General features: G+C 46.3%; 21 protein-coding genes and 1 tRNA gene. 1 reads left to right on the forward strand and 21 read right to left on the reverse strand.

From position 1 onward, the window contains the following. Window positions 1-148: 148 nt before the first annotated feature. Window positions 149-220: transfer RNA gene (locus B5G11_RS07715), tRNA-Arg, on the reverse strand. Between the two features lie 167 nt (window positions 221-387). Between B5G11_RS07715 and B5G11_RS07720 the strand changes: the two genes are divergently transcribed. Then, window positions 388-963, forward strand: a complete 576-nt coding sequence (locus tag B5G11_RS07720) for a xanthine phosphoribosyltransferase (RefSeq protein ID WP_087169687.1) — start codon at window positions 388-390, stop codon at window positions 961-963. Between the two features lie 62 nt (window positions 964-1,025). Here the strand turns inward: B5G11_RS07720 and B5G11_RS07725 are convergent, their stop codons facing one another. The 20 genes from B5G11_RS07725 to topA all read right to left on the reverse strand — a co-directional run bounded on the left by B5G11_RS07725 (window position 1,026) and on the right by topA (window position 20,836). Next, window positions 1,026-2,090: an XdhC/CoxI family protein gene (locus B5G11_RS07725; protein ID WP_087168183.1), complete on the reverse strand. Its 1,065-nt coding sequence runs from the start codon at window positions 2,088-2,090 to the stop codon at window positions 1,026-1,028. Beyond that, window positions 2,044-2,787 carry a selenium cofactor biosynthesis protein YqeC gene (yqeC, locus tag B5G11_RS07730; protein WP_158099236.1) on the reverse strand — a complete coding sequence of 248 codons (744 nt, stop codon included), beginning with the start codon at window positions 2,785-2,787 and terminating at the stop codon, window positions 2,044-2,046. The genes B5G11_RS07725 and yqeC overlap by 47 nt, the downstream gene beginning before the upstream one ends. After that, on the reverse strand, window positions 2,772-4,139 hold the full coding sequence (yqeB, locus tag B5G11_RS16980; RefSeq protein ID WP_087252758.1) for a selenium-dependent molybdenum cofactor biosynthesis protein YqeB: 1,368 nt from the start codon (window positions 4,137-4,139) through the stop codon (window positions 2,772-2,774). Before yqeB ends, yqeC begins: the two co-directional genes overlap by 16 nt. Continuing rightward, window positions 4,136-6,415 (reverse strand): molybdopterin cofactor-binding domain-containing protein, encoded by a 2,280-nt coding sequence (locus B5G11_RS07740; protein ID WP_087252759.1) that lies wholly within the window; start codon window positions 6,413-6,415, stop codon window positions 4,136-4,138. Before B5G11_RS07740 ends, yqeB begins: the two co-directional genes overlap by 4 nt. 4 nt (window positions 6,416-6,419) lie before the next feature. Next, window positions 6,420-6,887, reverse strand: a complete 468-nt coding sequence (locus B5G11_RS07745) for a 2Fe-2S iron-sulfur cluster-binding protein (protein WP_087168187.1) — start codon at window positions 6,885-6,887, stop codon at window positions 6,420-6,422. Next, window positions 6,888-7,634: an FAD binding domain-containing protein gene (locus tag B5G11_RS07750; RefSeq protein WP_330616746.1), complete on the reverse strand. Its 747-nt coding sequence runs from the start codon at window positions 7,632-7,634 to the stop codon at window positions 6,888-6,890. It lies immediately after the preceding gene. Window positions 7,635-7,714: 80 nt separating this feature from the next. After that, on the reverse strand, window positions 7,715-8,602 hold the full coding sequence (locus B5G11_RS07755) for a DUF5688 family protein (RefSeq protein WP_087168189.1): 888 nt from the start codon (window positions 8,600-8,602) through the stop codon (window positions 7,715-7,717). Window positions 8,603-8,811: 209 nt separating this feature from the next. After that, on the reverse strand, window positions 8,812-9,369 hold the full coding sequence (efp, locus tag B5G11_RS07760; RefSeq protein WP_087168190.1) for an elongation factor P: 558 nt from the start codon (window positions 9,367-9,369) through the stop codon (window positions 8,812-8,814). A gap of 147 nt (window positions 9,370-9,516) precedes the next feature. Then, on the reverse strand, window positions 9,517-10,269 hold the full coding sequence (gene aroD / locus B5G11_RS07765) for a type I 3-dehydroquinate dehydratase (RefSeq protein WP_087252761.1): 753 nt from the start codon (window positions 10,267-10,269) through the stop codon (window positions 9,517-9,519). 17 nt (window positions 10,270-10,286) lie between these two features. After that, window positions 10,287-10,640 carry a hypothetical protein gene (locus tag B5G11_RS07770; RefSeq protein WP_087252762.1) on the reverse strand — a complete coding sequence of 118 codons (354 nt, stop codon included), beginning with the start codon at window positions 10,638-10,640 and terminating at the stop codon, window positions 10,287-10,289. An 82-nt stretch (window positions 10,641-10,722) separates the two neighbouring features. Continuing rightward, a complete protein-coding gene (locus tag B5G11_RS07775; RefSeq protein WP_087168193.1) occupies window positions 10,723-11,229 on the reverse strand; it encodes a YqeG family HAD IIIA-type phosphatase in 507 nt (168 codons plus the stop codon). Continuing rightward, window positions 11,223-12,200, reverse strand: a complete 978-nt coding sequence (locus B5G11_RS07780) for a PfkB family carbohydrate kinase (RefSeq protein WP_087168194.1) — start codon at window positions 12,198-12,200, stop codon at window positions 11,223-11,225. Before B5G11_RS07780 ends, B5G11_RS07775 begins: the two co-directional genes overlap by 7 nt. 61 nt (window positions 12,201-12,261) lie before the next feature. Then, window positions 12,262-12,870 carry a peptidoglycan recognition family protein gene (locus B5G11_RS07785; RefSeq protein WP_087252853.1) on the reverse strand — a complete coding sequence of 203 codons (609 nt, stop codon included), beginning with the start codon at window positions 12,868-12,870 and terminating at the stop codon, window positions 12,262-12,264. Window positions 12,871-13,248: 378 nt separating this feature from the next. Beyond that, a complete protein-coding gene (guaB, locus tag B5G11_RS07790; protein WP_087168195.1) occupies window positions 13,249-14,703 on the reverse strand; it encodes an IMP dehydrogenase in 1,455 nt (484 codons plus the stop codon). A gap of 88 nt (window positions 14,704-14,791) precedes the next feature. Next, window positions 14,792-15,280, reverse strand: a complete 489-nt coding sequence (locus B5G11_RS07795) for a DUF6106 family protein (RefSeq protein ID WP_087252763.1) — start codon at window positions 15,278-15,280, stop codon at window positions 14,792-14,794. 94 nt (window positions 15,281-15,374) lie between these two features. Continuing rightward, window positions 15,375-16,994, reverse strand: a complete 1,620-nt coding sequence (gene groL / locus B5G11_RS07800) for a chaperonin GroEL (RefSeq protein ID WP_087168197.1) — start codon at window positions 16,992-16,994, stop codon at window positions 15,375-15,377. A gap of 55 nt (window positions 16,995-17,049) precedes the next feature. Continuing rightward, on the reverse strand, window positions 17,050-17,337 hold the full coding sequence (locus B5G11_RS07805) for a co-chaperone GroES (RefSeq protein ID WP_087168198.1): 288 nt from the start codon (window positions 17,335-17,337) through the stop codon (window positions 17,050-17,052). 144 nt (window positions 17,338-17,481) lie between these two features. Beyond that, complete coding sequence (locus B5G11_RS07810) at window positions 17,482-17,778, reverse strand: hypothetical protein (RefSeq protein ID WP_087168199.1); 297 nt, start codon at window positions 17,776-17,778, stop codon at window positions 17,482-17,484. An 81-nt stretch (window positions 17,779-17,859) separates the two neighbouring features. Beyond that, complete coding sequence (gene codY, locus B5G11_RS07815) at window positions 17,860-18,642, reverse strand: GTP-sensing pleiotropic transcriptional regulator CodY (protein ID WP_087168200.1); 783 nt, start codon at window positions 18,640-18,642, stop codon at window positions 17,860-17,862. A 121-nt stretch (window positions 18,643-18,763) separates the two neighbouring features. Beyond that, entirely contained in the window at window positions 18,764-20,836 is a 2,073-nt protein-coding gene (gene topA / locus B5G11_RS07820; protein ID WP_087252764.1) for a type I DNA topoisomerase, read from the reverse strand. Window positions 20,837-20,856 lie beyond the last annotated feature (20 nt).

Here is a 20,856-nt window from a genome sequence, read left to right on the forward strand (position 1 = left end):
TCTGATCCTGCCAACGTCTTATTGTCATACCCAAACGCATGTTTATCTAACATATGTTCGATGAACATGCGTTCTTTTTTTGACTGCTCCAAAAACGCAATTTCCTATAAAGCAAAAAAAACCTGTCGGAAAATCCGACAGGTTTTTACACACCTAGGCGGATTCGAACCGCCGCACCCGCCTCCGGAGGGCGGTGCTCTATCCCCTGAGCTATAGGTGTATTTCTGCGTCATGTGAACGCATTGATTATAATACCACATCTTTTGCAGATTGTAAAGAGAAAAAATTCGACGAATTTCCGGATATTTTTCAGTTTTTCATTGAAATTTTTCTTTCCATTCAGTATGATATATGTTAAATAAAAAATCTTGTAAGGAAGGAATTATCATGCAGCTTCTTAAAGAACGTATATTAAAAGACGGGGTTGTCAAGCCGGGAAATGTCCTGAAGGTCGACAGCTTCCTGAATCATCAGATGGACATTGACTTAATAAATGAAATCGGAAAGGAATTCCGCAGACGGTTCCCTTCTGAAAAGATTACAAAAATATTGACAATCGAAGCTTCCGGAATCGGGATCGCCTGTATCGCGGCACAGTATTTCCATGTTCCGGTTGTTTTTGCGAAAAAGGCACAGAGCATCAATATCGACGGAGAAGTTTACCATTCCAAGGTAGAGTCTTTCACACACAAACGTACTTACGACGTGATTCTCTCCAAGAAGTTCCTCGGACCGGACGATCATGTTCTGATCATCGACGATTTTCTGGCAAACGGATGCGCCCTTCTCGGGCTGATCTCCATCGTCAAGGATGCACAGGCTACCATTGAAGGTGCCGGAATCGTTATTGAGAAAGGCTTCCAGCAGGGCGGCGACAAGATCCGTGATCTTGGTATCCATCTGGAATCTCTTGCGATCATTTCATCCATGACCGACACTTCTCTCACATTTAAAGAAGATTAGATAAGGCAAAGCAGAGACCAGCGAGGACTGTGCCATCCCGGCACAGTCCTCGTTTTTTCTTTCTATCTGTTTTTTCCCGTTTCCATCAGGACTTTCACATGTCCTCCGCATACGAGCCCTTCATCGGCCGCATCCCGGTTATTCAGGTCAGACTCTTCGATTCTCCAGTCCTCTCCCTGTTTCATCATTTCCTGCGATGCACGGACGATATCTGCCTCCAGCTTTCCTCCGCCGATGGTTCCAAAACAGTTCCCGGATTCCGACACAATAAAATGCGTTCCTTCTTTTCTTGGGGCGGAACCTCTTCTTTCCAGAATCGTGGAAAGTACAAAGCGTTCTCCCTCCTGCATGTTCTCGAGGGCATGACGAAATACTTCGTAACCGGTCTTCATGGAGCATCCGGCCTTGCTCCTCTCCTGAAGAATCTCTGCCATGACAGACACCGCAATCTCTTCCGGCGTCTGCGCGCCGATTTTCAGACCGATCGGTGCATGCAGCCTCTTAGTCCATTCCCGGTCAATTCCGGCTTTTTCCAGTTCTTCCCGCATCATGGCGGCCCTCGTTCTGCTTCCCATCATCCCGGTATAGTAGGATTCTTTTTTGGCAATCTCCATCAGACATTTCTGATCATAGGCATGCCCTCTTGTCATGACAACATAGGCGGTATTTTTTTCATCGTTCAGACTTCGCACCGCTTCATCAAATGGAAGGCAGATCACCTCATGGGCACCGCTCTTTTTGGCAAGCTCCGCGAAATATTCCCGGTCCTCCAGAACAATAGTCCGGATTCCGGCAAAGACAGAAAGCTTCGCCAGTGCATGTCCGACGTACCCTGCTCCGCAGATTACAATCCGGTCTTCTTTTTCTGCATTCTCCAGAAACAAAAATCCGCCGTCTTCATCCCAATCCATGGCAGTCCCCGAGAGGGACGCCTTTTGATACAATTTCCGGATCCGCTCCTTCCATTTCTCCGGAATCAGTTCCGTCTTTTCTTTCTTCAGTTCTTCCTGGTTCTTCAAAATCCATGTCCGGACTTTTCCACCTTTCTCTGCCAGACGGACGATCATCCCTCCGTCTTTCTCATAAAGGCTCTTGATCCGTTCTAAAAACTCTCTGTCTGTCATCATTTCGCTCCCATATATAAACAGGCATCTCCTGTTGTCTCATCCATCGAAAAACCTCACGGTATTCTTTGAAGAGGGCTTCTCCCATCCCCGGTTCCAGCCCGCTTAGGACCGCCCTTTTTATCTGTCTGCAATTCTGGAAAATTCCATCTTTGTCAAGCCATAGTCTGCAAAGGTCCTTCATCTCTACCAGATCCTCCGGTCTTTTTCCAAGCCTTTCCGCACAGATTTCCGACCGGTGTGCCACTTCCAGAAAGGACTTTCCCAGCGCTTTCTGATTAAGAATCCCTATCACCGCATCACAAAAGTCCGGCACCACAGGCTCCCGGTCATTTGGAATTTTGATCCATTTGCCCTTTGCCCCGTCTGCTTCCACACACAGACGGACTCCCTGATCCACCAGAGTCTTTAGGGTATTTAAGGGTATGGATCCGATCTTTCCATCCGGAAGTTCCCGGCCGATGGTCACCGGCCTCATCCCGTGTAATCTAATCCATTCTTTGACTTCCTCTGCGGAGAGGTCATCACGCCACAGAAGAAATCCTTCCTGCGGCTTCCACATCTTTGTTGTTGTCACAGCCGCTGCCGGCAGACCTTCTTCCCGCATTTCCCGCACACAGGTATAGACGGCCGTCGTCTTTCCGCCGGCACCCGTAAATGCGATGCATCTTTTGTTTTCCAGACCTAATTCTCCAAGCATGTTTTCTCCCATTCGTCCAGCGCACGGCAGACACTTCCCCCGATGGCAAGCGCTTTATCCGAAATCACAAAGCATCTCTCATTGCCGTCTGTTCTTGGATCGATATCCATGATTTTTAACCCTTTTGTGACCGGGTATCCTTCCTTGATTGCACCGCGCAGGTATCCGGTGAGCGTCGCACGGACATCCATTTCCCCGATCACTGCCAGAACTTCTCCCTCTTCAACGAGATCGCCCACCTGTTTCAGATACCGAATCGCACCGCTGCAAGGTGCATGGATCACCCGCTCTTTGGCATATCCCGCAATCATACCTGGCACTCCGGTATTTGGAATGGCTGTTCCGCTTCGGTAGATTTTCCCAAGAGTCTCTCCTCTCATGGTTTCAATGACCAGGTCCGTATCCACTCCTGCTGTAAATCCCGGCCCAAGTCCGATCGTCAGCGGTGCCATATCGATGGTGGTCCCCAGATTCTTTTTCGCAAGAATCCCGTCCACCAGAGCAATCGGATGGAGCCAGGACAGGCAGCTGCATTCCGGGTCAATCAAAACCGGAACTTCCCCGCATTCCCAGGCCTCTTCTGTCTCCTCCCGGGACAGCACTTTCCTTGCCGTCATTCCTTCCACGGTGCAGCTTCCTTCATACACCGCTTCACAGAAGGCAACCTGCCGTCTGATACATGCGGGACATCCGGTTTCCAGTACGAGCACCCGGTATCCTTTTTGGGCAAGCAGATAAGCAGTTCCTGTCGCCAGATCCCCTCCGCCCCGCACAACTACGGTCTTCTTCTCATCCATATCCCAGACTTCCTCTTTTTTTGCCTCCAGACGGTACAGATCGTCCAGATGTCGTTTCAAAACTTTCTTCCCGCCTTCATCACCGGAAAGGTTCAAAAGTTTCGGAAAATACCGTTCCTGAAACACGCAGGGATTTTTCGGACCATTCCAGTCGATACAGCCGATTCCCTTCCGGCTTCTTTGAAAACCTTCCAGCATCGCTTCCAGTGTTTCTCTCTTTAGAAACGGCTGGTCACAGACGCAAAAGCATACCGCGTCGCCGCTCTGCCACTCAGGCTGATGCCGGATCGTTTCCAGGGCAAGGGCGATGGAAGAAGAAATCCCCCTCTCCGGATGTTTGTTGACTACACAGATTTCCGGAATATCGAGTCTCTTTTCTTTTTCACCTGAAACAACAAGAACTGTACTTCCTTTCCAGGAAGCGTGAATCTTTCTCGTCTTATCAAGCAGGAGGAAGAGAATTTCTCTTCCTCCGATCTGCTCCATCAGTTTATCTTCTTTTCCGTAACGAAGGCTTCTTCCTGCCGCAAGAAGCGCAAAGTGTATTTTCATCATGATGAATGTTTCATTCCCATATATACTTTCTCCGCCGTAATCGGAAGCTCCCGGATATGAACGCCTGTTGCATTGGCAACTGCGGCTGCCAGTGCCGGAGAAGGAGTGTTGATTACAATCTCTCCGATGGATTTTGCTCCAAACGGTCCGGTCGGCTCATAGCTGCTTTCAAATTCCACGCGGATTTCTCCGGTATCCTGTCTCGTCGGAATCTTGTACTGCATAAAGGAATTGCTGAAATTCTGTCCTTTTGGATTATATACAACATCCTCATAAAGGGCCATTCCGATTCCCTGTACCAGTCCGCCTTCTGTCTGTACCCTTGCAAGACTCGGATTGACAACAGTACCACAGTCTACTACGGCAACGTAATCAATCGGTGTCACTTTTCCAGTTTCCAGATCCACTTCCACTTCTGCCATACCAACCATGAACGGCGGTGGAGACGTTGGTGAGTAATGAGCCTCTGAAGCCATCAGCGCTTCTTCGTTTGCGCACATGATACGGTTTCCGATTTCTTTTAAGGTGATCTCTTTTCCGTCCTTCGGACACCATACACGCTTACCGTCAAACTCTACCTCTTCCTTTTCGCAGCCCAGATATTCGGCTCCTTTCAGGCAGATCTTCTCTTTGAGTTTCTCACAGGTCTTGATCACTGCCATTCCGGTCACATAAGTCGTACTGGACGCGTAAGATCCGGTATCGTACGGAGAAGAATCCGTATCCACGCCGGATACAATAATATCTTCCATCTCACAGTCCATACAGTCGGCCGCCATCTGTGCCAGAATGGTATCACATCCTGTTCCCATGTCAGAAGCTCCGACCATCAGGCTGTAGAATCCGTCGTCATTGACTTTCATTGCAACGGAAGCGGTATCCACGTTGGAAATTCCGGATCCCTGCATTGCCATGGCAACGCCGACTCCTCTCACCTTTCCATTACCCATATCTCTTGCCGGATATTTTTTGTCCCAGCCGATCATCTCTTTTGCTCTTGCCATACAGCGGTCCAACGCACAGCTCTGTGCAGTCTCGCCATAGTACGCAGGCATAACCTGTCCTTCTTTTACCATATTGAGCTCACGGAGTTTCACCGGATCCATATGCATCTGTTCCGCCAGCTCGTTGACCGCGGATTCTACCGCAAAAATTCCCTGTGTGGCTCCATATCCACGGTATGCGCCCGCTGACATGACATTCGTATAAACGACATCATACCGGAACCGGAACGCATCTGTTTTTCCATAAAGAGGAATGGATTTGTGTCCGGAAAGTCCAACCGTTGTCGGCCCGTGCTCTCCGAATGCTCCCGTATTGGATAGGGTATAGACGTCAATCGCCCGGATAATTCCGGCCTCATCGGCTCCTACCCGCACATGCACTTCCATCTCATGACGTGGGGATGATGCGATCTGTGATTCTTCTCTTGTGTAAATGATCTTTGACGGACGTCCTGTCTTCCATGTAACAAATGCCGGATATACTTCGGACACAACGGTCTGTTTTGCTCCAAAACCGCCTCCGATTCTCGGTTTGATCACACGGATCTTTGATTTCGGTATTCCAAGGGCATTGGAAAGAATTCTTCTTGCATGGAAGGTAACCTGGGTGGATGACACCACATTCAGCCTTCCATAGACATCCATGTAGCAGTAAGTGCGGAATGTTTCCATCATCGCCTGCTGGTTTGCCTGGGTATGGTAGGTCTGCTCTACCACATACTTACATTCTGAAAGGACCTGATCTACATCCCCGGCTTCATCCTTACCGCTGGCGCACAGATTTCTCTGATTGTCTGCTCCGACATTGCAGAGACTTCTCCAGTTTTCCTCCGGATGTACCAGGATATCATTATCTTTTGCCTTTCTGAAGTCCAGAAGCGGAGTCAGTACTTCATACTCCACCTTGATCATCTTCATGGCTCTGTCTACTGCTTCTTTTGTCTCTCCCGCAACGATCGCCACCGCGTCCCCTACGAAACGGACTCTCTGATCGAGGATCAGACGGTCATACGGACTTGGCTCCGGATAGGTCTGTCCAGCCATTGTAAACCGCTCATTCGGGCAGTCCTCATAGGTAAATACTGCCACCATACCCGGCACTTTCATCGCTCTGGCAGAGTCAATGTTCTTAATCAGCGCATGGGCATGCGGACTTCTCAGTACTTTCACGACGAGACAGTCCTTCGGTGCCAGATCATCTGTATAGACCGGCTTTCCTGTCACCAGCGCTTTGGCGTCGATCTTTGGTATCGCCTGATTTACTTTCTTCATGGATCTACCCCCTGCTTTCTCTCAGATATTTTTCCACAGCGCGCAGCTGTCCTGCATATCCTGTGCAGCGGCACAGGTTTCCGGCCAGATATTCCCGGATTTCTTCCGCGTCCGGACAATGTCCGGATACACAGAGCTCTCTTTCCATGGCAAGGACATTCATGATAAATCCAGGAGAACAGTATCCGCACTGCTCTGCCCCTTCTGCCGCCAGATATGCTCCGAACCGGGCCGCTTCTTCCTGAAGCCCCTCCAGTGTCGTAATCTTTCTTCCTGAAATTCCTGCTGCCAGAATCGAGCAGGAAAGCCGTGGTGTTCCGTCAACCCAGACGGTGCACAGTCCACAGTTGGTTGTCTCGCATCCGCACTTTACACTGTAGCATCCAAGATCTCTTAATACATCCAGAAGCACTGCACCTGCTTCAATCTCTGTATGGACTGGTTTCCCATTTAATTCAAACTGTACTTCCATCTACACATTCCCCTCTTCCAACGCTTTTTTCGCCCGGCCGGCAAGGACTCGTCCCAGATGCTTCCGGTACTCTCCGCTTCCACGCATATTGCTTCCATAGGTGAAGGTATCAGCCGCCTGTTCCATCTCGTCTATTGTAGTCTCTGTCACATCCGCCTTCATTGGTCTTGCGCCGATGGAAAGTAGAACTGTTCCGTCTTTTTCAGATGCCGCACAGGTCAGCACCGGGAAATCAGTCTGACTTCTTCTCTCCGAGAGATAAACTGCCTTTCTGCCGTCCTTGGCCACAATCAGTTCTTCCAGAATATCTCTGTCACGATCCATTCTGATAAATTCAGAAAGAGGAACGATTCCTTTTTTATAAAGCTTTACTTTCGTATCCAGTACAAGAAATGCCGTCAGAATATCTGAAAATCCATATCTTCCGAAAATGCTTCCCCCTACTGTCGCCCCGTTCCTAAACTGCACTCCGACAATATGTCTGGTACACTCTTTAAAAAAGTCTCCAAATGTCTCTTTCAGCCCACTGTGTGTCTCGAGCTGACGAAGAGTACTCATACAGCCGATGCGAAATTCTGTTTCGGTCTCTGTGATCTGATCAAGCCCAAGCCCGGACAGATCAATGACTGTATTAACATTTCCTCTGCCCATTCGGATCCACATCATCCCTCCAATGATCCGGTTGGCCCGTTTCTGATTCAACTCATATGCCTCCTCGAGTGTGCCGGGCTTTACATAGTTTTTCACTGTTATCAAAATGTCTCTCCTCCCGTTTCTCTGAAATTATCCATAGTTCTTTTTATTTTAGCATAACCTTTCTTTAATATCTACATGCAAAGCCGCTTTTTCCTGTAATTATAATAATATACTGTGTCCGAAAGGTATTCTTCCCCCGAAACCTCGGAACGGTTGATGCTGTAGACCGCATCTTTTAATTCACAGATACCCGGACTTTTACTCTCCGGCACAAGAAGAACTTCATGAATACTGCTTGGAAGAATATAAAAATTTTCCTTCCACTCCTCCCCGATCATTTCCAGAAGCCCCGGGTACAGAATTGCGGCCGCACCATGGCTTCTCTGCATATTGGTAAGGACATACATATAGCCGGCAAAGCAGCTTTCTCCACGGCAGTCCGGAATCAGTTCCATGACTACATTCTGAATATCCTGAAGCTCTGCCGGGAGAAGGCGGGGCGTATTTTGTCCGGCCGCCTGCCTGATCTCTTCCCGGGTGATCCCCCACATTTTCAGATGTTCATTTGTAATCATCATGGAAATGGCACTGTACTTTTCTACCGAAAACAATACGCAGAACACAATATCCAGGTCCAGATAGGAAAGATGCGGAACCTCTTTTAGCAGTTGCCTGTTTCTCTCCCCGTTAATCAGCCTGTATACAATCTTGTCCTTCATCCGCTCATAGTTGTCCAGATACTCCGCTTCCATCAATGGTTCCGGGACCTTCTGGCTCTGACTGTACCACTCCAGAAGACCTTCCGTTACTCCTTTCATTTCCATGCCTCTGAGATACCGTTCATAGTAATCTTCCATATAGACAATAGGCGAGATCCCCTCTTCACATTTCCGGAATAAAAAACCCTGACGCACTTCGCCGTTATTCTTCGTTGTCCGGTAATCTTCTACATGGACATCCGCCGGCAGCTCCTCTATTAGTCTTTCTTTTACATTTGATAAAAATAACTGATACTCCATCTAAGCTCCTTTCGGGCCCGCTGAAGTCTGAATTGATCTGATTCTGATCTGATAAAAATGAGTTTATGAATTGAGTGTTTATTTGGTATTGAATCTATTATACGTGCTTAAAATGCAGAATGCAACTGTTTTTTACACTGAGGTTTCCTGTTAATTCAAGAAAAAGAGTCCCGCACAATGCGGAACTCTTGATTATCTGTAAACTTTTCCTATACACGTGATAAATATTCCCCTGTACGTGTATCGATCTTAAGCACATCTCCTTCGTTTACGAACAGCGGTACCATAACGGTAGCTCCTGTCTCTACTGTAGCCGGCTTTGTAGCACCTGTTGCAGTGTCACCTTTTACACCCGGCTCAGTTTCTGTTACTGCAAGTTCTGCAAATAACGGCGGTTCTACCGCGAATACTTCTCCCTGATAGGAGCAGATCTTCACTTCTTCATTCTCTTTTACAAATTTCAGAGCATCTCCGATGGTCTCCTCATTCAGTGCGATCTGGTCATAAGTCTCGCCGTCCATGAAGTGGTAGAGATCACCATCTGAGTACAGATACTGCATGGTTTTTCTCTCAATGTGAGCTTTCGGGAATTTTTCAGTTGGTCTGAAAGTCTTTTCAACCACACCACCACTTATAACATTTTTTAATTTGGTTCTGACAAACGCTGCTCCTTTTCCTGGTTTTACATGCTGGAATTCCAGAATCTGGTATACGTTTCCGTCAATTTCGACGGTTAAACCGTTTCTAAATTCGCCTGCTGAAATCATCTTTAAATCCTCCTTAAACGAATACGAACGTATTCTTTTCTAATTCTAAACTTTCATTAAGTCTTATTTTATATGATTCCTGTCCTTTTTTCAACTGAAAGTTACGAAAAATACCGTCATCTTACAAATTTCTCTCGTTTTCCCGTATCAGACATGCAGTTTTTCAATAATTTCACGTACCTCTTCCACCTGCATCTGCCCCGGCGCGGATGCTTTTTCATAGGCTGCAAATGTCACAGCCGAACCGTAAAGCTCCCCGCAGAGCCGGCTGATCATTCCTCTTTGCCCCATGGACATTGTAATCACCGGAGTATCCGGATGGAATTTTTTCATAGTCCATGTCGCGTTCAACAGTTCGATAACATCCTGCTCTTCCTTCGGCATAACTGCAATTTTTGCCAGATCAGCACCTGCTTCCTGCATGGCGCACAGTCTTCGGACAATTTCTTCTTCCTGTGGAGTTTTCTCAAAATCGTGGTTGGAAAGCACCGTCCTGACCCCATGTGCTTCTGCCTCCCGGATCAGGCTCTTTACAGTCTCTTCCGTCTTGAAAAACTCGACATCCACCAGGTCAATCAGGCCGGACCGGATCATTGTTCTATTCAGTTCCCGGTAGCGCTCTTCAGAAACCGCCGCACTACCTCCCTCTTCCCTTGTCCGGAATGTAAAAAGCAACGGCATATCCCCCAGAACACTCCGCAGTTTTTCCGCTGTCTGAAGAATATGGCTTTCATTATTCCAGTCCGGATCTGTATCGATGCGCCATTCCGCCAGATCTGCACGGCTTTTCTTTATACCCTCCGCTGTCCGGAGCACAGCCTCCTCGTCACCCATCATCGGAACACATACTTTCGGCTTTCCCCCGCCAATTACAAGATTTCTGATTTTGACCGTTTTCATCGCATTCTCCATTTCTTTTACCAGAGTCTTTCAAAATCCAGCCTTGTAAAAGACTGCGTACCGCATGTATCTTCCCGTATGTAAATCAGATCCAGTCCGTTCTTCTGGAAATTTCCGACAACAAGGTCCATCTGTTTCTGGTCCTCTTCCAAAAGGATAATCGAACTGTAATGCCCTCCGCTTTCCCGGATCTTTCCGATTACCTTGTCCATGGAGCAATGCCTGTCGAACGGTACGACTACCAGTTCCGGTTCTCCATGAATCTCATCCAGACACTGAATCTCTGTAATCTCATACCTGTATTTTAACTGCTTTTTTATAAACTCCAGTATACTCATCATTCTGCCCTCTTTTGTAAATTCTCTTTCCATTATACCCCCCCCCCTGAAAAATTTTCGTCAAGTCTTTTCAGAAGGGAAAGTTTTCAGATAAGCTGGCCCGGGCAGGTCAATTTTACACGTGTTTCTTCTTTTCTTTTATATAAAAATGAAGTACGATTTTTTCCAGATAACGTTTCAACACGATCTGGATTTCTTCCTTTGGATGAATCGGACGCACGAGAATATTTCGGATTCCAGTCCTTTTCGCTCCCCATACATCTGTAAACAGCTGGTCTCCTACAAACAGTGTGGTCTCACGGTTTGTTCCCATCAGACTCATGGCTTTCCGGTAGTTTTTCACCGCCGGCTTATGGGCGTTGCAGATATAATGGACACCGATCTCTTCGTTGAACATCTTTACCCGAGGCTCCTGATTGTTCGAGAGCAGACAGCAGGAATATCCCATGCTCTTCAGCTCATGGAACAGCTTTTTGGACCTCTCGTCCGCAGGCGCCCCGTGGGGAACGAGCGTATTATCGATATCAAAAATAATTCCCCTGTATCCTTCTTTATACAGTTTTTCAAAAGGAATGACATAGGTAGATGCCATATATTCATCCGGAAAAAACCGTTCTAACATTCTCTCTCCTCCATACTGTGGATCAGCGCTTCCACTTCCCCGCGTTCCGGCATGGAACGGATCGCCCCTTTTCTCGTTGTAATAATAGCCGCTGCCGCGTTGGCAAATGTCAGCATTTCTTTCAGATCACTTTCGGTAAGCTCTTCAAGTCCATGATCTACAAGATAATTCAGTGCACTTCCGCAGAAAGTATCTCCTGCTCCGGTTGTCTCGATCGTATCACAGGAAAATCCCGGGCATTCCACCCTCATTCCCCGATAATAAGCCCGGCTTCCATCGGCTCCCATGGTCAGAAGCACAAGCGGAATGTGGTACTCCTCTGTCAGCTGACGCACGCCCTCATCATAATCTTCTTTACCGGTAATAAACTGAATCTCATTATCCGAAATTTTCAGAATGTCGCAGAATCCAAGGCCGTACCGGATCTGCTCCTTTGCATTTTCCATGCTGTCCCAGAGAGGCGGTCTTAAATTCGGATCAAAGGAGATCAGCATTCCTGCCTCCTTCGCCGCTTTCAGAGCCTTTTTTGTCGCCTTGCGTACTCCTTCGTGTGTCATGGAAAGAGTCCCGAAATGGAACACTTTTCCTTTCTTCAAAAATTCGGTATCCACTTCATCTTCCGTCAGCATCATATCCGCTCCCGGATTCCGGTAAAAGGAAAAATCTCTGTCTCCGTTTTCCAGTGTGTGAACCAGCGCCAGCGTTGTATGCACTTCGGAATCCATATACAGATGCTCCGTATTGATGCCGGCCTGTTCCAGTGTCTCTTTCAGCCGTAAACCAAACTGGTCCTTTCCTACTTTTCCGATAAAAGCTGTTCTTTTTCCAAGCTTGTTCAGCATGGCAAGCACATTGCACGGCGCGCCTCCCGGACATGCCTCAAACATCTGGTTCCCCTGGCTGCTCATTCCGTTCATTGTAAAATCAATTAACAGTTCACCCAGCGCGATTACATCAAATTCTTTTTCCATAAATCAAGCTACCTCCATCCACTTCTTTTGTTCCCTTTTCGCTTTTTCTATCATAACCAGTTTACTGCATTTTTTCAAGCATTTTCCCGACATCGCCGCAAAACTCATCCCATTTTTCAGGATAGTCTACAAAATACTTCGGACATATCTTTCCGGTAATATCATAGTGGCGGATCAGATCATCTTCTGTAAGTCCGAACTTCAGACAGAGCCATGCAGAAAGTTCTACCATGGAGTCATATGTCGCCTGATTAAATGCTCCCGTTTCATCCGGATGACAGCACTCGATGGAAACGGTATCTCCGTTTCTGCTGTTGGACGCATACGCCACCTCCCAGGTCGGGATGCACTGGACGATCTCACCTTCCAGCCCTACAATAAAATGGCTGCTTGCCTGTGTCAGATGTGTGTCTTTGAGACCCTCAAAATAATCCCGGTTCTGCTGCGCCGTAGCTCCCGGATTGGCAGTATAATGAATGACAATATTCCGGATTCTCGATGTTCCGGTCTCCGGTCTGGAATACGGATTCGGTGTCAGAAGCTCCACCTCCATATCCGGACGATAGGCATCCACAGCCTCTCCTTCCAGCTCTCTGTATCCATTAAAAATCGGTCCTGCCCCGGTAAGTTTCATTCCCCCCAGCACAACCGCCAGGAGGATTAAAATCATAAGACCTGCCTTCAGCAGTCTGTCCGACCCTCTGCTTTTTCTTTTTCTTCTTTGTCTTCTCTTTCGCACGATACTATTCCCCTTTTCTTTTTCCCTCTTTCTATTATAAACAAAAAGGTTCCGGCGTTTTTAAAAATTTTGATTCGAATTTCTTAAGCTTTTCTTATCTTGTTCTCATACCGAAAAAAGCAAAGGATTCCTCTCGAGGAACTCTCGCGCCGGGCACAGTCGCTTTAACGACAAATTTCTGCTTTGCGCGCGCGATCCCGCAGAGCGTTTTTGTTTAGCAGGGAACGAAGTTTCCTGTTAAATCAAAAAACCTCCCGCTTCCCATAGAAAGGAAGTCAGGAGGTCTGTTATTTAATTTATCGCATGCCTTTACTCATCAACACTGTAGTTCGGTGCTTCTTTTGTAATATGGATATCATGCGGATGGCTTTCTTTCAAGGAAGCAGCTGTAATCTTAACAAATCTTCCGTTTTCTTTCAGCTCTTCCACTGTCTTTGTTCCACAATATCCCATACCGGAACGAAGTCCGCCCATAAGCTGGAATACCGTATCCTCCACGGTACCTTTATATGCAACACGTCCTTCCACACCTTCCGGTACCAGTTTCTTGGCATCCGTCTGGAAATAACGGTCCTTGCTTCCGTTTTCCATCGCAGCGATCGAGCCCATTCCACGGTAAACCTTGTATTTTCTTCCCTGGAACAGTTCAAATGTTCCCGGACTCTCGTCACATCCTGCAAAGATACTTCCCATCATACATACATTGGCTCCGGCAGCAATCGCTTTCGTCATATCTCCGGAGTACTTGATACCGCCGTCTGCGATAATCGGGATACCGTACTCTTTTGCCGCTTCATAGCAGTTCATGACTGCTGTCACCTGAGGAACACCGATTCCTGCAACGACACGTGTCGTACAGATGGATCCAGGTCCGATTCCGACTTTGACAGCGTCTGCTCCGGCCTCGATCAGCGCTTTTGTCGCTTCCGCTGTTGCAACGTTTCCTGCAATTACCTGCAGATCCGGGAATTTCTCCTTGATCATGCGTACACAGCGGAGCACGTTTGCCGAGTGTCCGTGCGCGGAGTCGAGAACGATCACGTCAACTTTTGCATTGACCAGTGCCTCTACTCTCTCCAGACAGTTGGCTGTGATGCCGACTGCTGCACCGCAGAGAAGACGTCCCTGCTCGTCCTTTGCGGAAAGCGGATATTTGATCTGCTTTTCGATATCCTTTATTGTAATCAGTCCTTTGAGATTAAAATCCTTATCTACAATCGGGAGTTTTTCCTTTCTGGCTTTGGCAAGGATATTCTTTGCCTCCTCCAGAGTGATGCCCTCCTGAGCCGTGATCAGTCCTTCTGAAGTCATGGACTCTTTGATCTTCTTTGAAAAATCTGTCTCAAATTTCAGATCCCGGTTCGTGATAATACCAACCAGTTTTCCGTTTTCTGTGATCGGCACACCGGAAATTCTGAATTTTGCCATCAGATTGTTGGCGTCTTCCAGTGTGTGCTCCGGCGACAGATAAAATGGATCTGTAATAACACCGTTCTCAGAACGTTTTACCTTGTCCACCTCTTCAGCCTGAGCCTCAATCGACATATTCTTATGGATGATTCCGATACCACCCTGGCGTGCCATAGCAATGGCCATACGATGTTCCGTTACCGTATCCATCCCGGCACTCATCATCGGAATATTTAACTGAATCTTCTTTGTCAAGTGTGTAGACAGATCGACCTGATTCGGAACAACCTCCGAATAAGCCGGTACCAGTAATACATCATCAAACGTAATACCTTCTCCAATAATCTTACCCATGACTTCTTTTCCTCTCTTTCTCTGACTGTTTTTGTATTAAATGATATAATACCGAAAAAAATATCTGCTGTCAACTCTTTCTTTTTCTCTATAAAATGACTTTTCTTGGTGCCAGCATCCTCATTCCGTCAAGAATAACCTGCTCCGGTTCAAAAATCACTTTTGTCTGATGTCCGTCTTTGGTAATCACCATTACATAACATCTCGCATTCGGCATATGGGAGCTGAAGTCGAGTACCTTGCCGGTTCTGTACTGGTTGAGCTCTCCTGCTCCAAGCGGCGCAAGCAGATCCATGTCATTGACATTCATGGAAAATACTCTTTTTCTCTTCTGTTTTCCCATGATCTTGTCGATATCCAGATCTCCGTTCACATACAAATACTCATATTCCAGATCCAGTCTCCGGAACATAAAGTAGTCCAGTACAATCATCAGCACCGGAAGAATCAGCAAAAACGGCAACAACAAAACAAAGAAAAAGGAAAGGACCGTACAAAACACCAGCAGAATCTTAATGATAATGTCTTTCCCTTCCGGTTTCTTTTTGACTAATTGTTCTGTGTAATAATCGCTCATACACGTTTCCTCCATCTGTTTATTCCTAATCAGTATATCATTTCTGATACAAAAAGAAAACTCCTCTTGCGAGGAGTTTTCGAATTTTTTATATTTACATCATACCCATGCCCGGATTTCCTGCTGCTGCCGGTGTTTCTTCTTTGATGTTGGCAACGACAGACTCTGTTGTCAGAAGTGTGGAGGCAACACTCGTCGCATTCTGAAGGGCACTTCTTGTAACCTTTGCAGGGTCAAGAATTCCTTCTGCAACCATGTCTACATACTCTTCTTTGTATGCGTCAAATCCAATGCCCGGCTCTGATTCTTTCACTTTGTTGATAATTACGGAACCTTCCAGTCCGGCGTTTGCCGCAATTCTGTAAAGAGGAGCTTCCAGTGCTTTCATGATAATCTGAGCACCGGTTTTTTCATCCCCTTCCATTTCGGAAACAAGTTTTTCCAGAGCTTTTGTCGCATGTACATATGCAGATCCGCCTCCGGCGATAATTCCTTCTTCTACGGCTGCTCTTGTTGCAGCAAGAGCATCTTCCATACGAAGTTTTGCTTCTTTCATCTCTGTCTCTGTAGCTGCTCCAACCCGGATGACTGCTACACCGCCTGCAAGTTTTGCAAGTCTTTCCTGAAGTTTCTCTTTATCGAAATCAGATGTTGTCTCTTCAATCTGAGCCTTGATCTGCGCGATCCGTGCTTCAATTTCAGATTTCTCTCCCATACCGTCAACGATAGTTGTATTTTCTTTCTGAACTTTTACAGATTTTGCACGGCCAAGCTGATCCAGAGTTGTCTCTTTCAGATCCAGTCCCAGTTCTTCAGAGATTACTTCTCCGCCTGTCAAAATTGCGATATCGCGAAGCATTTCTTTTCTTCTGTCGCCGTATCCCGGAGCTTTCACAGCAACAACATTGAAAGTACCACGCAGTTTGTTTACGATCAGAGTCGTCAGTGCTTCTCCTTCTACATCTTCTGCAATGATAAGAAGTCTTGCCCCCGCCTGAACAACCTGTTCCAGAAGAGGAAGCAGCTCCTGAATATTGGAGATCTTCTTATCTGTAATCAGGATATACGGATCTTCCAGATTTGCTTCCATCTTATCCATGTCCGTTGCCATGTATGCGGAAATATATCCACGGTCAAACTGCATACCTTCTACCAGGTCAAGCTCTGTCTTCATTGTCTTGGATTCTTCGATTGTGATAACACCATCGTTGGAAACTTTTTCCATTGCGTCCGCAACCATGTTTCCTACTTCATCATCACTGGAAGATACAGCGGCAACTCTTGCGATCTGAGCCTTGTCTTTTACTTTGCTGCTCATTTTTGCGATCTCTTCCACTGCGAGGTCAGTTGCCTTTTTCATACCTTTTCTAAGAACAATCGGATTTGCGCCTGCTGCAAGGTTTCTCATACCTTCATGAACCATTGCCTGGGCAAGTACGGTTGCGGTTGTTGTACCATCTCCAGCTACATCGTTTGTCTTGGACGCAACTTCACGAATCAGCTGAGCTCCCATATTTTCAAATGCGTCTTCCAGCTCGATCTCTTTTGCGATTGTCACACCATCGTTTGTGATCAGCGGTGCGCCGAATGATTTGTCAAGTACGACGTTTCTTCCTTTTGGTCCAAGTGTAACTCTGACTGTGTCAGCAAGTTTATTTACGCCTGCTTCAAGCGCTTTTCTGGCTTCTGCTCCATATTTGATTTCCTTAGCCATTTCAAATCCCTCCATAATCTGTTTATTTTAAATATTATTATCTGTCACTCTGAATTTAAGCTTCGATCACTGCGAGGATATCGCTCTGTCTTACGATGATATATTCTACATCGTCAAGCTCTACTTCTGTACCTGCATATTTTGAATAAATGACTTTATCTCCAACAGAAACTTTCATTTCCACTTCTTTCCCATCGACCAGTCCTCCCGGTCCTACCGCGATGACTTCTGCCTGCTGCGGCTTTTCTTTATTCTGTCCCGGAAGCACGATCCCGGATTTGGTTGTTTCTTCTGCTTCCATCTGTTTTAATACAACTCTGTCACTTAATGGTACTAATTTCATGATTGTTCCTCCTTCATTGCCTATCAGTTTATCAGCACTCATTGAACTAGAGTGCTAAAACACTCTAGTAATAAAATAGCACTCTCTATTTTATTTGTCAACATCCATTCTCATTCTTTATAATTCGTTTATAATTCTGTCCGTTTAAACTTTATAAAACCCGTTCTGAATCCGGAATACAACCTGATCCTTCTCCTGGCTGCGGAAACGTTTCCGAATGACTCCTTCGCATCCGAACCGGCCTTCTTTCACTTCAAAAATACATTCATATACAGCATCCAGGGAAAACTCGTCCACATCGCCCCGGCTTGTGTAAAGCGTCATCTCTTCTTGCTGCGGATCATAGTTTTTTATGCGTGTCATATATTTTTTCCGGTTATATTTCTCATCTTTCAAAAATACCTTTTTCATTTGTAAAACAGCAGCTCCGTCCTCGTACATTTTTATTTCTCCTTTCCTAAAAGGGAGCCTCAGAATACTGACGCTCCCTTCTATTTGCATATCCTACTGTTCAATGCCTTTCTATTTTTGCTTTTCTTTTTTTATCTTTTCCAGTTCCGTGAATACGTAGTCGTTCACCACCTTAATATAGGTTCCTTTCATTCCGGAGGATCTGGACTCAATCACGCCTGCGCTTTCGAATTTACGAAGCGCATTTACAATGACAGATCTTGTGATTCCTACTCTGTCCGCGATCTTGCTTGCGACAAGAATTCCCTCCATACCGTCAAGCTCGTCAAAAATATGGATAATCGCTTCCAGCTCTGAAAACGAAAGCGTGCTGATCGCCGACTGAACAATATGTTCTTTTCTCGTCTCCTCTGCATTCTCTTCATTGACAGAACGGAGCATCTCAAGTCCGACTACTGTTGTACCATACTCGCTGAGAATAATATCGTCAATTTCATATTCTTCATCCTGTTTATAAATAAACAGAGTTCCAAGCCGTTCTCCCGCGATCTCAATCGGAGATACAATCGCCTGGTAGCCTTTCGCTGTTTCGGCATCGAATCCCAGTGTCTGGAGGTTGACATTTTCCTTCGTTGATAGAACGCTCAACAGACGTTCGTTCAGCATGGAATCAATATGTCCGCCAACTTCTCCATTAATCAGTTCTGTCAGCGGGCGGATCTCCTCTTTTTTACTGATTCCCAGAACTTTCCCTTTCCTACTTACCACAAGGATATTTGAATTCAGAATTTCCGTAAGCACTTCACATATATCATTGAAAACAACTTTACTGGAATTATTATTGTGAAGCAATTTGTTTATTTTCCTCGTCTTATCCAATAATTGTACACTCATAATTTTCCTCCATTCAAATTCATGACGTTGTTCCATGTAATTGTACGAACAAATTATAGAATATGCGGCTCATATTTTAATATTATCATACAATTTCCATGTTATCAATAAATTTCGGAAATTATTTTTTTTCTTTTTTTTCAACATACCCGCAGGAGGTATCAGAGCATACAAGTTTGTTCCCTTTTTCCACCATATAACTGCCGCATTTCGGGCATTTCCTGTCAGACGGCTTCTGCCAGGACATAAAATCGCATTCCGGATTATTTTCGCATCCGTAGTAGCGTCTTCCTTTTTTGGTCTTCCGGATTACCACATCCTTTCCGCATTTCGGGCAGGATACACCCGCCTTTTCCAGATACGGCTTCGTATTGCGGCATTCCGGAAATCCCGGACATGCCAGGAATTTCCCGTGAGGTCCGTATTTGATGACCATATTCCGTCCGCATTCTTCACAGATAACATCGGTCACCTCATCTTCGATTTTGACTTCCTCAAGCTCTTTTTCCGCTATTTCCACTGCTTCCTCCAGATCCGGATAGAAATTGCTGATTACCGATTTCCACTGCACTTTGCCTTCGGCAACCCGGTCCAGAAGTCCTTCCATATTGGCTGTAAAATTCACATCCACAATACTTGGGAAAGATTTCAGCATCATATTGTTGACTACTTCGCCCAGCTCGGTCAGATAAAGATTTTTATTTTCCTTTGCAACGTAACGTCTTGCAATAATCGTGGAAATCGTCGGAGCATACGTACTAGGCCGTCCGATTCCCAGTTCCTCCAGTGCCTTTACAAGAGACGCCTCTGTGTAGTGTGCCGGCGGCTGCGTAAAGTGCTGCTTCTTTTCAAAATCCTCTTTTGTCAGGACGGACTGTTCATCCAGTCCTTTGAGCAGGACATTGTTCTCTGCCTTTTCTTCATCCGGCTGTACATAAACGGAACGGAATCCGTCAAATGCGATTTTGGATGCTGCAACGGTAAACCGGTAATTTCCCGCGTCAATCTTGACGGAAGTCGTCTCAAATCTCGCCGGCTGCATCTGGCTCGCCGCAAAGCGTTTCCAGATCAGCTGATACAGGCGGAACTGGTCTCTCGAAAGAGACTCTTTGAGAGAAGCCGGTGTTCTGGAAATATCCGTAGGACGGATTGCCTCGTGGGCGTCCTGAATATTTTTTCCCCCGTCCTTTTTCTTTTCTGTGTCCGCTACATATTCTGCACCGTAAACAGAGGAGATATATTCTCTCGCAAGACGCTCCGCTTCCTCGGAAACACGGGTGGAATCCGTACGGAGATAGGTAATGATACCAACCGTTCCCTGACCCTTGATATCAATTCCTTCATATAGCTGCTGGGCAATCCGCATTGTCTTCTGTGTCGCAAAATTCAGTACCTTGGATGCTTCCTGCTGCAGGGTACTGGTAGTAAACGGAAGCGGAGACTTCTGGGTGCGCTCTCCTTTTCTGACCTCTGCAACATGAAAATCGGCATTCTCAAGTTCTTTTTCTATCTTCTGTTCTTCTTCGGCAGAACGAATCACTATTTTTTCTGTTTTCGTCCCATAGAATTTGGCACGCAGAGGCTTTTTCTCTCCCTGTACCTTTAAAACCGCGTCCAGCGTCCAGTACTCTTCCGGTATAAACGCATCAATCTCCGCCTCTCTATCCGCAATAATCCGAAGCGCCACAGACTGTACCCGGCCTGCACTTAAGCCGCGTTTTACCTTCTTCCAGAGCAAAGGGCTGATTCTATATCCTACAATCCTGTCAAGCGCCCTTCTCGCCTGCTGTGCGTCAACCAGATTCATATCGATTTCCCGGGCGTTCTTGATGGACTCCTTGACTGCGTTCTTTGTGATCTCGTTAAAACTGATACGGTAAACCTTTTTCCCTTCCAGTTTCAGCGCCTTGGTCAGATGCCATGAAATTGCTTCTCCTTCACGGTCAGGGTCAGTCGCAAGATAAATCTTGTCCGCCTTTTTGACCTCTTTGCGAAGCTGCGCAAGGATCTCTCCTTTTCCGCGAATAGTAATATACTTTGGTTCAAAATCGTGCTCTACATCAATACCGAGCTGGCTTTTCGGCAGATCGCGCACATGTCCCTGGGATGCCATCACCACATAATTGCTTCCCAGAAATTTTTTGATCGTTTTTACTTTCGCAGGTGACTCCACAATCACCAGATAACGTGCCATAATACCTATTCCTCCATCCA

The organism is Drancourtella sp. An57, from assembly GCF_002161525.1.
GTDB lineage: Bacteria > Bacillota > Clostridia > Lachnospirales > Lachnospiraceae > Sellimonas > Sellimonas catena.

What these genes read in the sequence shown, in the direction of transcription:
- yqeB (WP_087252758.1), bottom strand. Translation starts at nt 4,139, where the DNA reads ATGATGAAAATACACTTTGCGCTTCTTGCGGCAGGAAGAAGCCTTCGT.
- aroD (WP_087252761.1), bottom strand. Translation starts at nt 10,269, where the DNA reads ATGAAAACGGTCAAAATCAGAAATCTTGTAATTGGCGGGGGAAAGCCG.
- B5G11_RS07795 (WP_087252763.1), bottom strand. Translation starts at nt 15,280, where the DNA reads ATGAGCGATTATTACACAGAACAATTAGTCAAAAAGAAACCGGAAGGG.
- groL (WP_087168197.1), bottom strand. Translation starts at nt 16,994, where the DNA reads ATGGCTAAGGAAATCAAATATGGAGCAGAAGCCAGAAAAGCGCTTGAA.
- B5G11_RS07770 (WP_087252762.1), bottom strand. Translation starts at nt 10,640, where the DNA reads ATGGAAAGAGAATTTACAAAAGAGGGCAGAATGATGAGTATACTGGAG.
- topA (WP_087252764.1), bottom strand. Translation starts at nt 20,836, where the DNA reads ATGGCACGTTATCTGGTGATTGTGGAGTCACCTGCGAAAGTAAAAACG.
- B5G11_RS07745 (WP_087168187.1), bottom strand. Translation starts at nt 6,887, where the DNA reads ATGGAAGTACAGTTTGAATTAAATGGGAAACCAGTCCATACAGAGATT.
- B5G11_RS07725 (WP_087168183.1), bottom strand. Translation starts at nt 2,090, where the DNA reads ATGATGACAGACAGAGAGTTTTTAGAACGGATCAAGAGCCTTTATGAG.
- B5G11_RS07720 (WP_087169687.1), top strand. Translation starts at nt 388, where the DNA reads ATGCAGCTTCTTAAAGAACGTATATTAAAAGACGGGGTTGTCAAGCCG.
- codY (WP_087168200.1), bottom strand. Translation starts at nt 18,642, where the DNA reads ATGAGTGTACAATTATTGGATAAGACGAGGAAAATAAACAAATTGCTT.
- B5G11_RS07785 (WP_087252853.1), bottom strand. Translation starts at nt 12,870, where the DNA reads ATGATTTTAATCCTCCTGGCGGTTGTGCTGGGGGGAATGAAACTTACC.
- B5G11_RS07810 (WP_087168199.1), bottom strand. Translation starts at nt 17,778, where the DNA reads ATGTACGAGGACGGAGCTGCTGTTTTACAAATGAAAAAGGTATTTTTG.
- B5G11_RS07740 (WP_087252759.1), bottom strand. Translation starts at nt 6,415, where the DNA reads ATGAAGAAAGTAAATCAGGCGATACCAAAGATCGACGCCAAAGCGCTG.
- efp (WP_087168190.1), bottom strand. Translation starts at nt 9,369, where the DNA reads ATGATTTCAGCAGGCGAATTTAGAAACGGTTTAACCGTCGAAATTGAC.
- yqeC (WP_158099236.1), bottom strand. Translation starts at nt 2,787, where the DNA reads ATGCTTGGAGAATTAGGTCTGGAAAACAAAAGATGCATCGCATTTACG.
- B5G11_RS07780 (WP_087168194.1), bottom strand. Translation starts at nt 12,200, where the DNA reads ATGGAAAAAGAATTTGATGTAATCGCGCTGGGTGAACTGTTAATTGAT.
- B5G11_RS07775 (WP_087168193.1), bottom strand. Translation starts at nt 11,229, where the DNA reads ATGTTAGAACGGTTTTTTCCGGATGAATATATGGCATCTACCTATGTC.
- B5G11_RS07805 (WP_087168198.1), bottom strand. Translation starts at nt 17,337, where the DNA reads ATGAAATTAGTACCATTAAGTGACAGAGTTGTATTAAAACAGATGGAA.
- B5G11_RS07755 (WP_087168189.1), bottom strand. Translation starts at nt 8,602, where the DNA reads ATGGAGTATCAGTTATTTTTATCAAATGTAAAAGAAAGACTAATAGAG.
- guaB (WP_087168195.1), bottom strand. Translation starts at nt 14,703, where the DNA reads ATGGGTAAGATTATTGGAGAAGGTATTACGTTTGATGATGTATTACTG.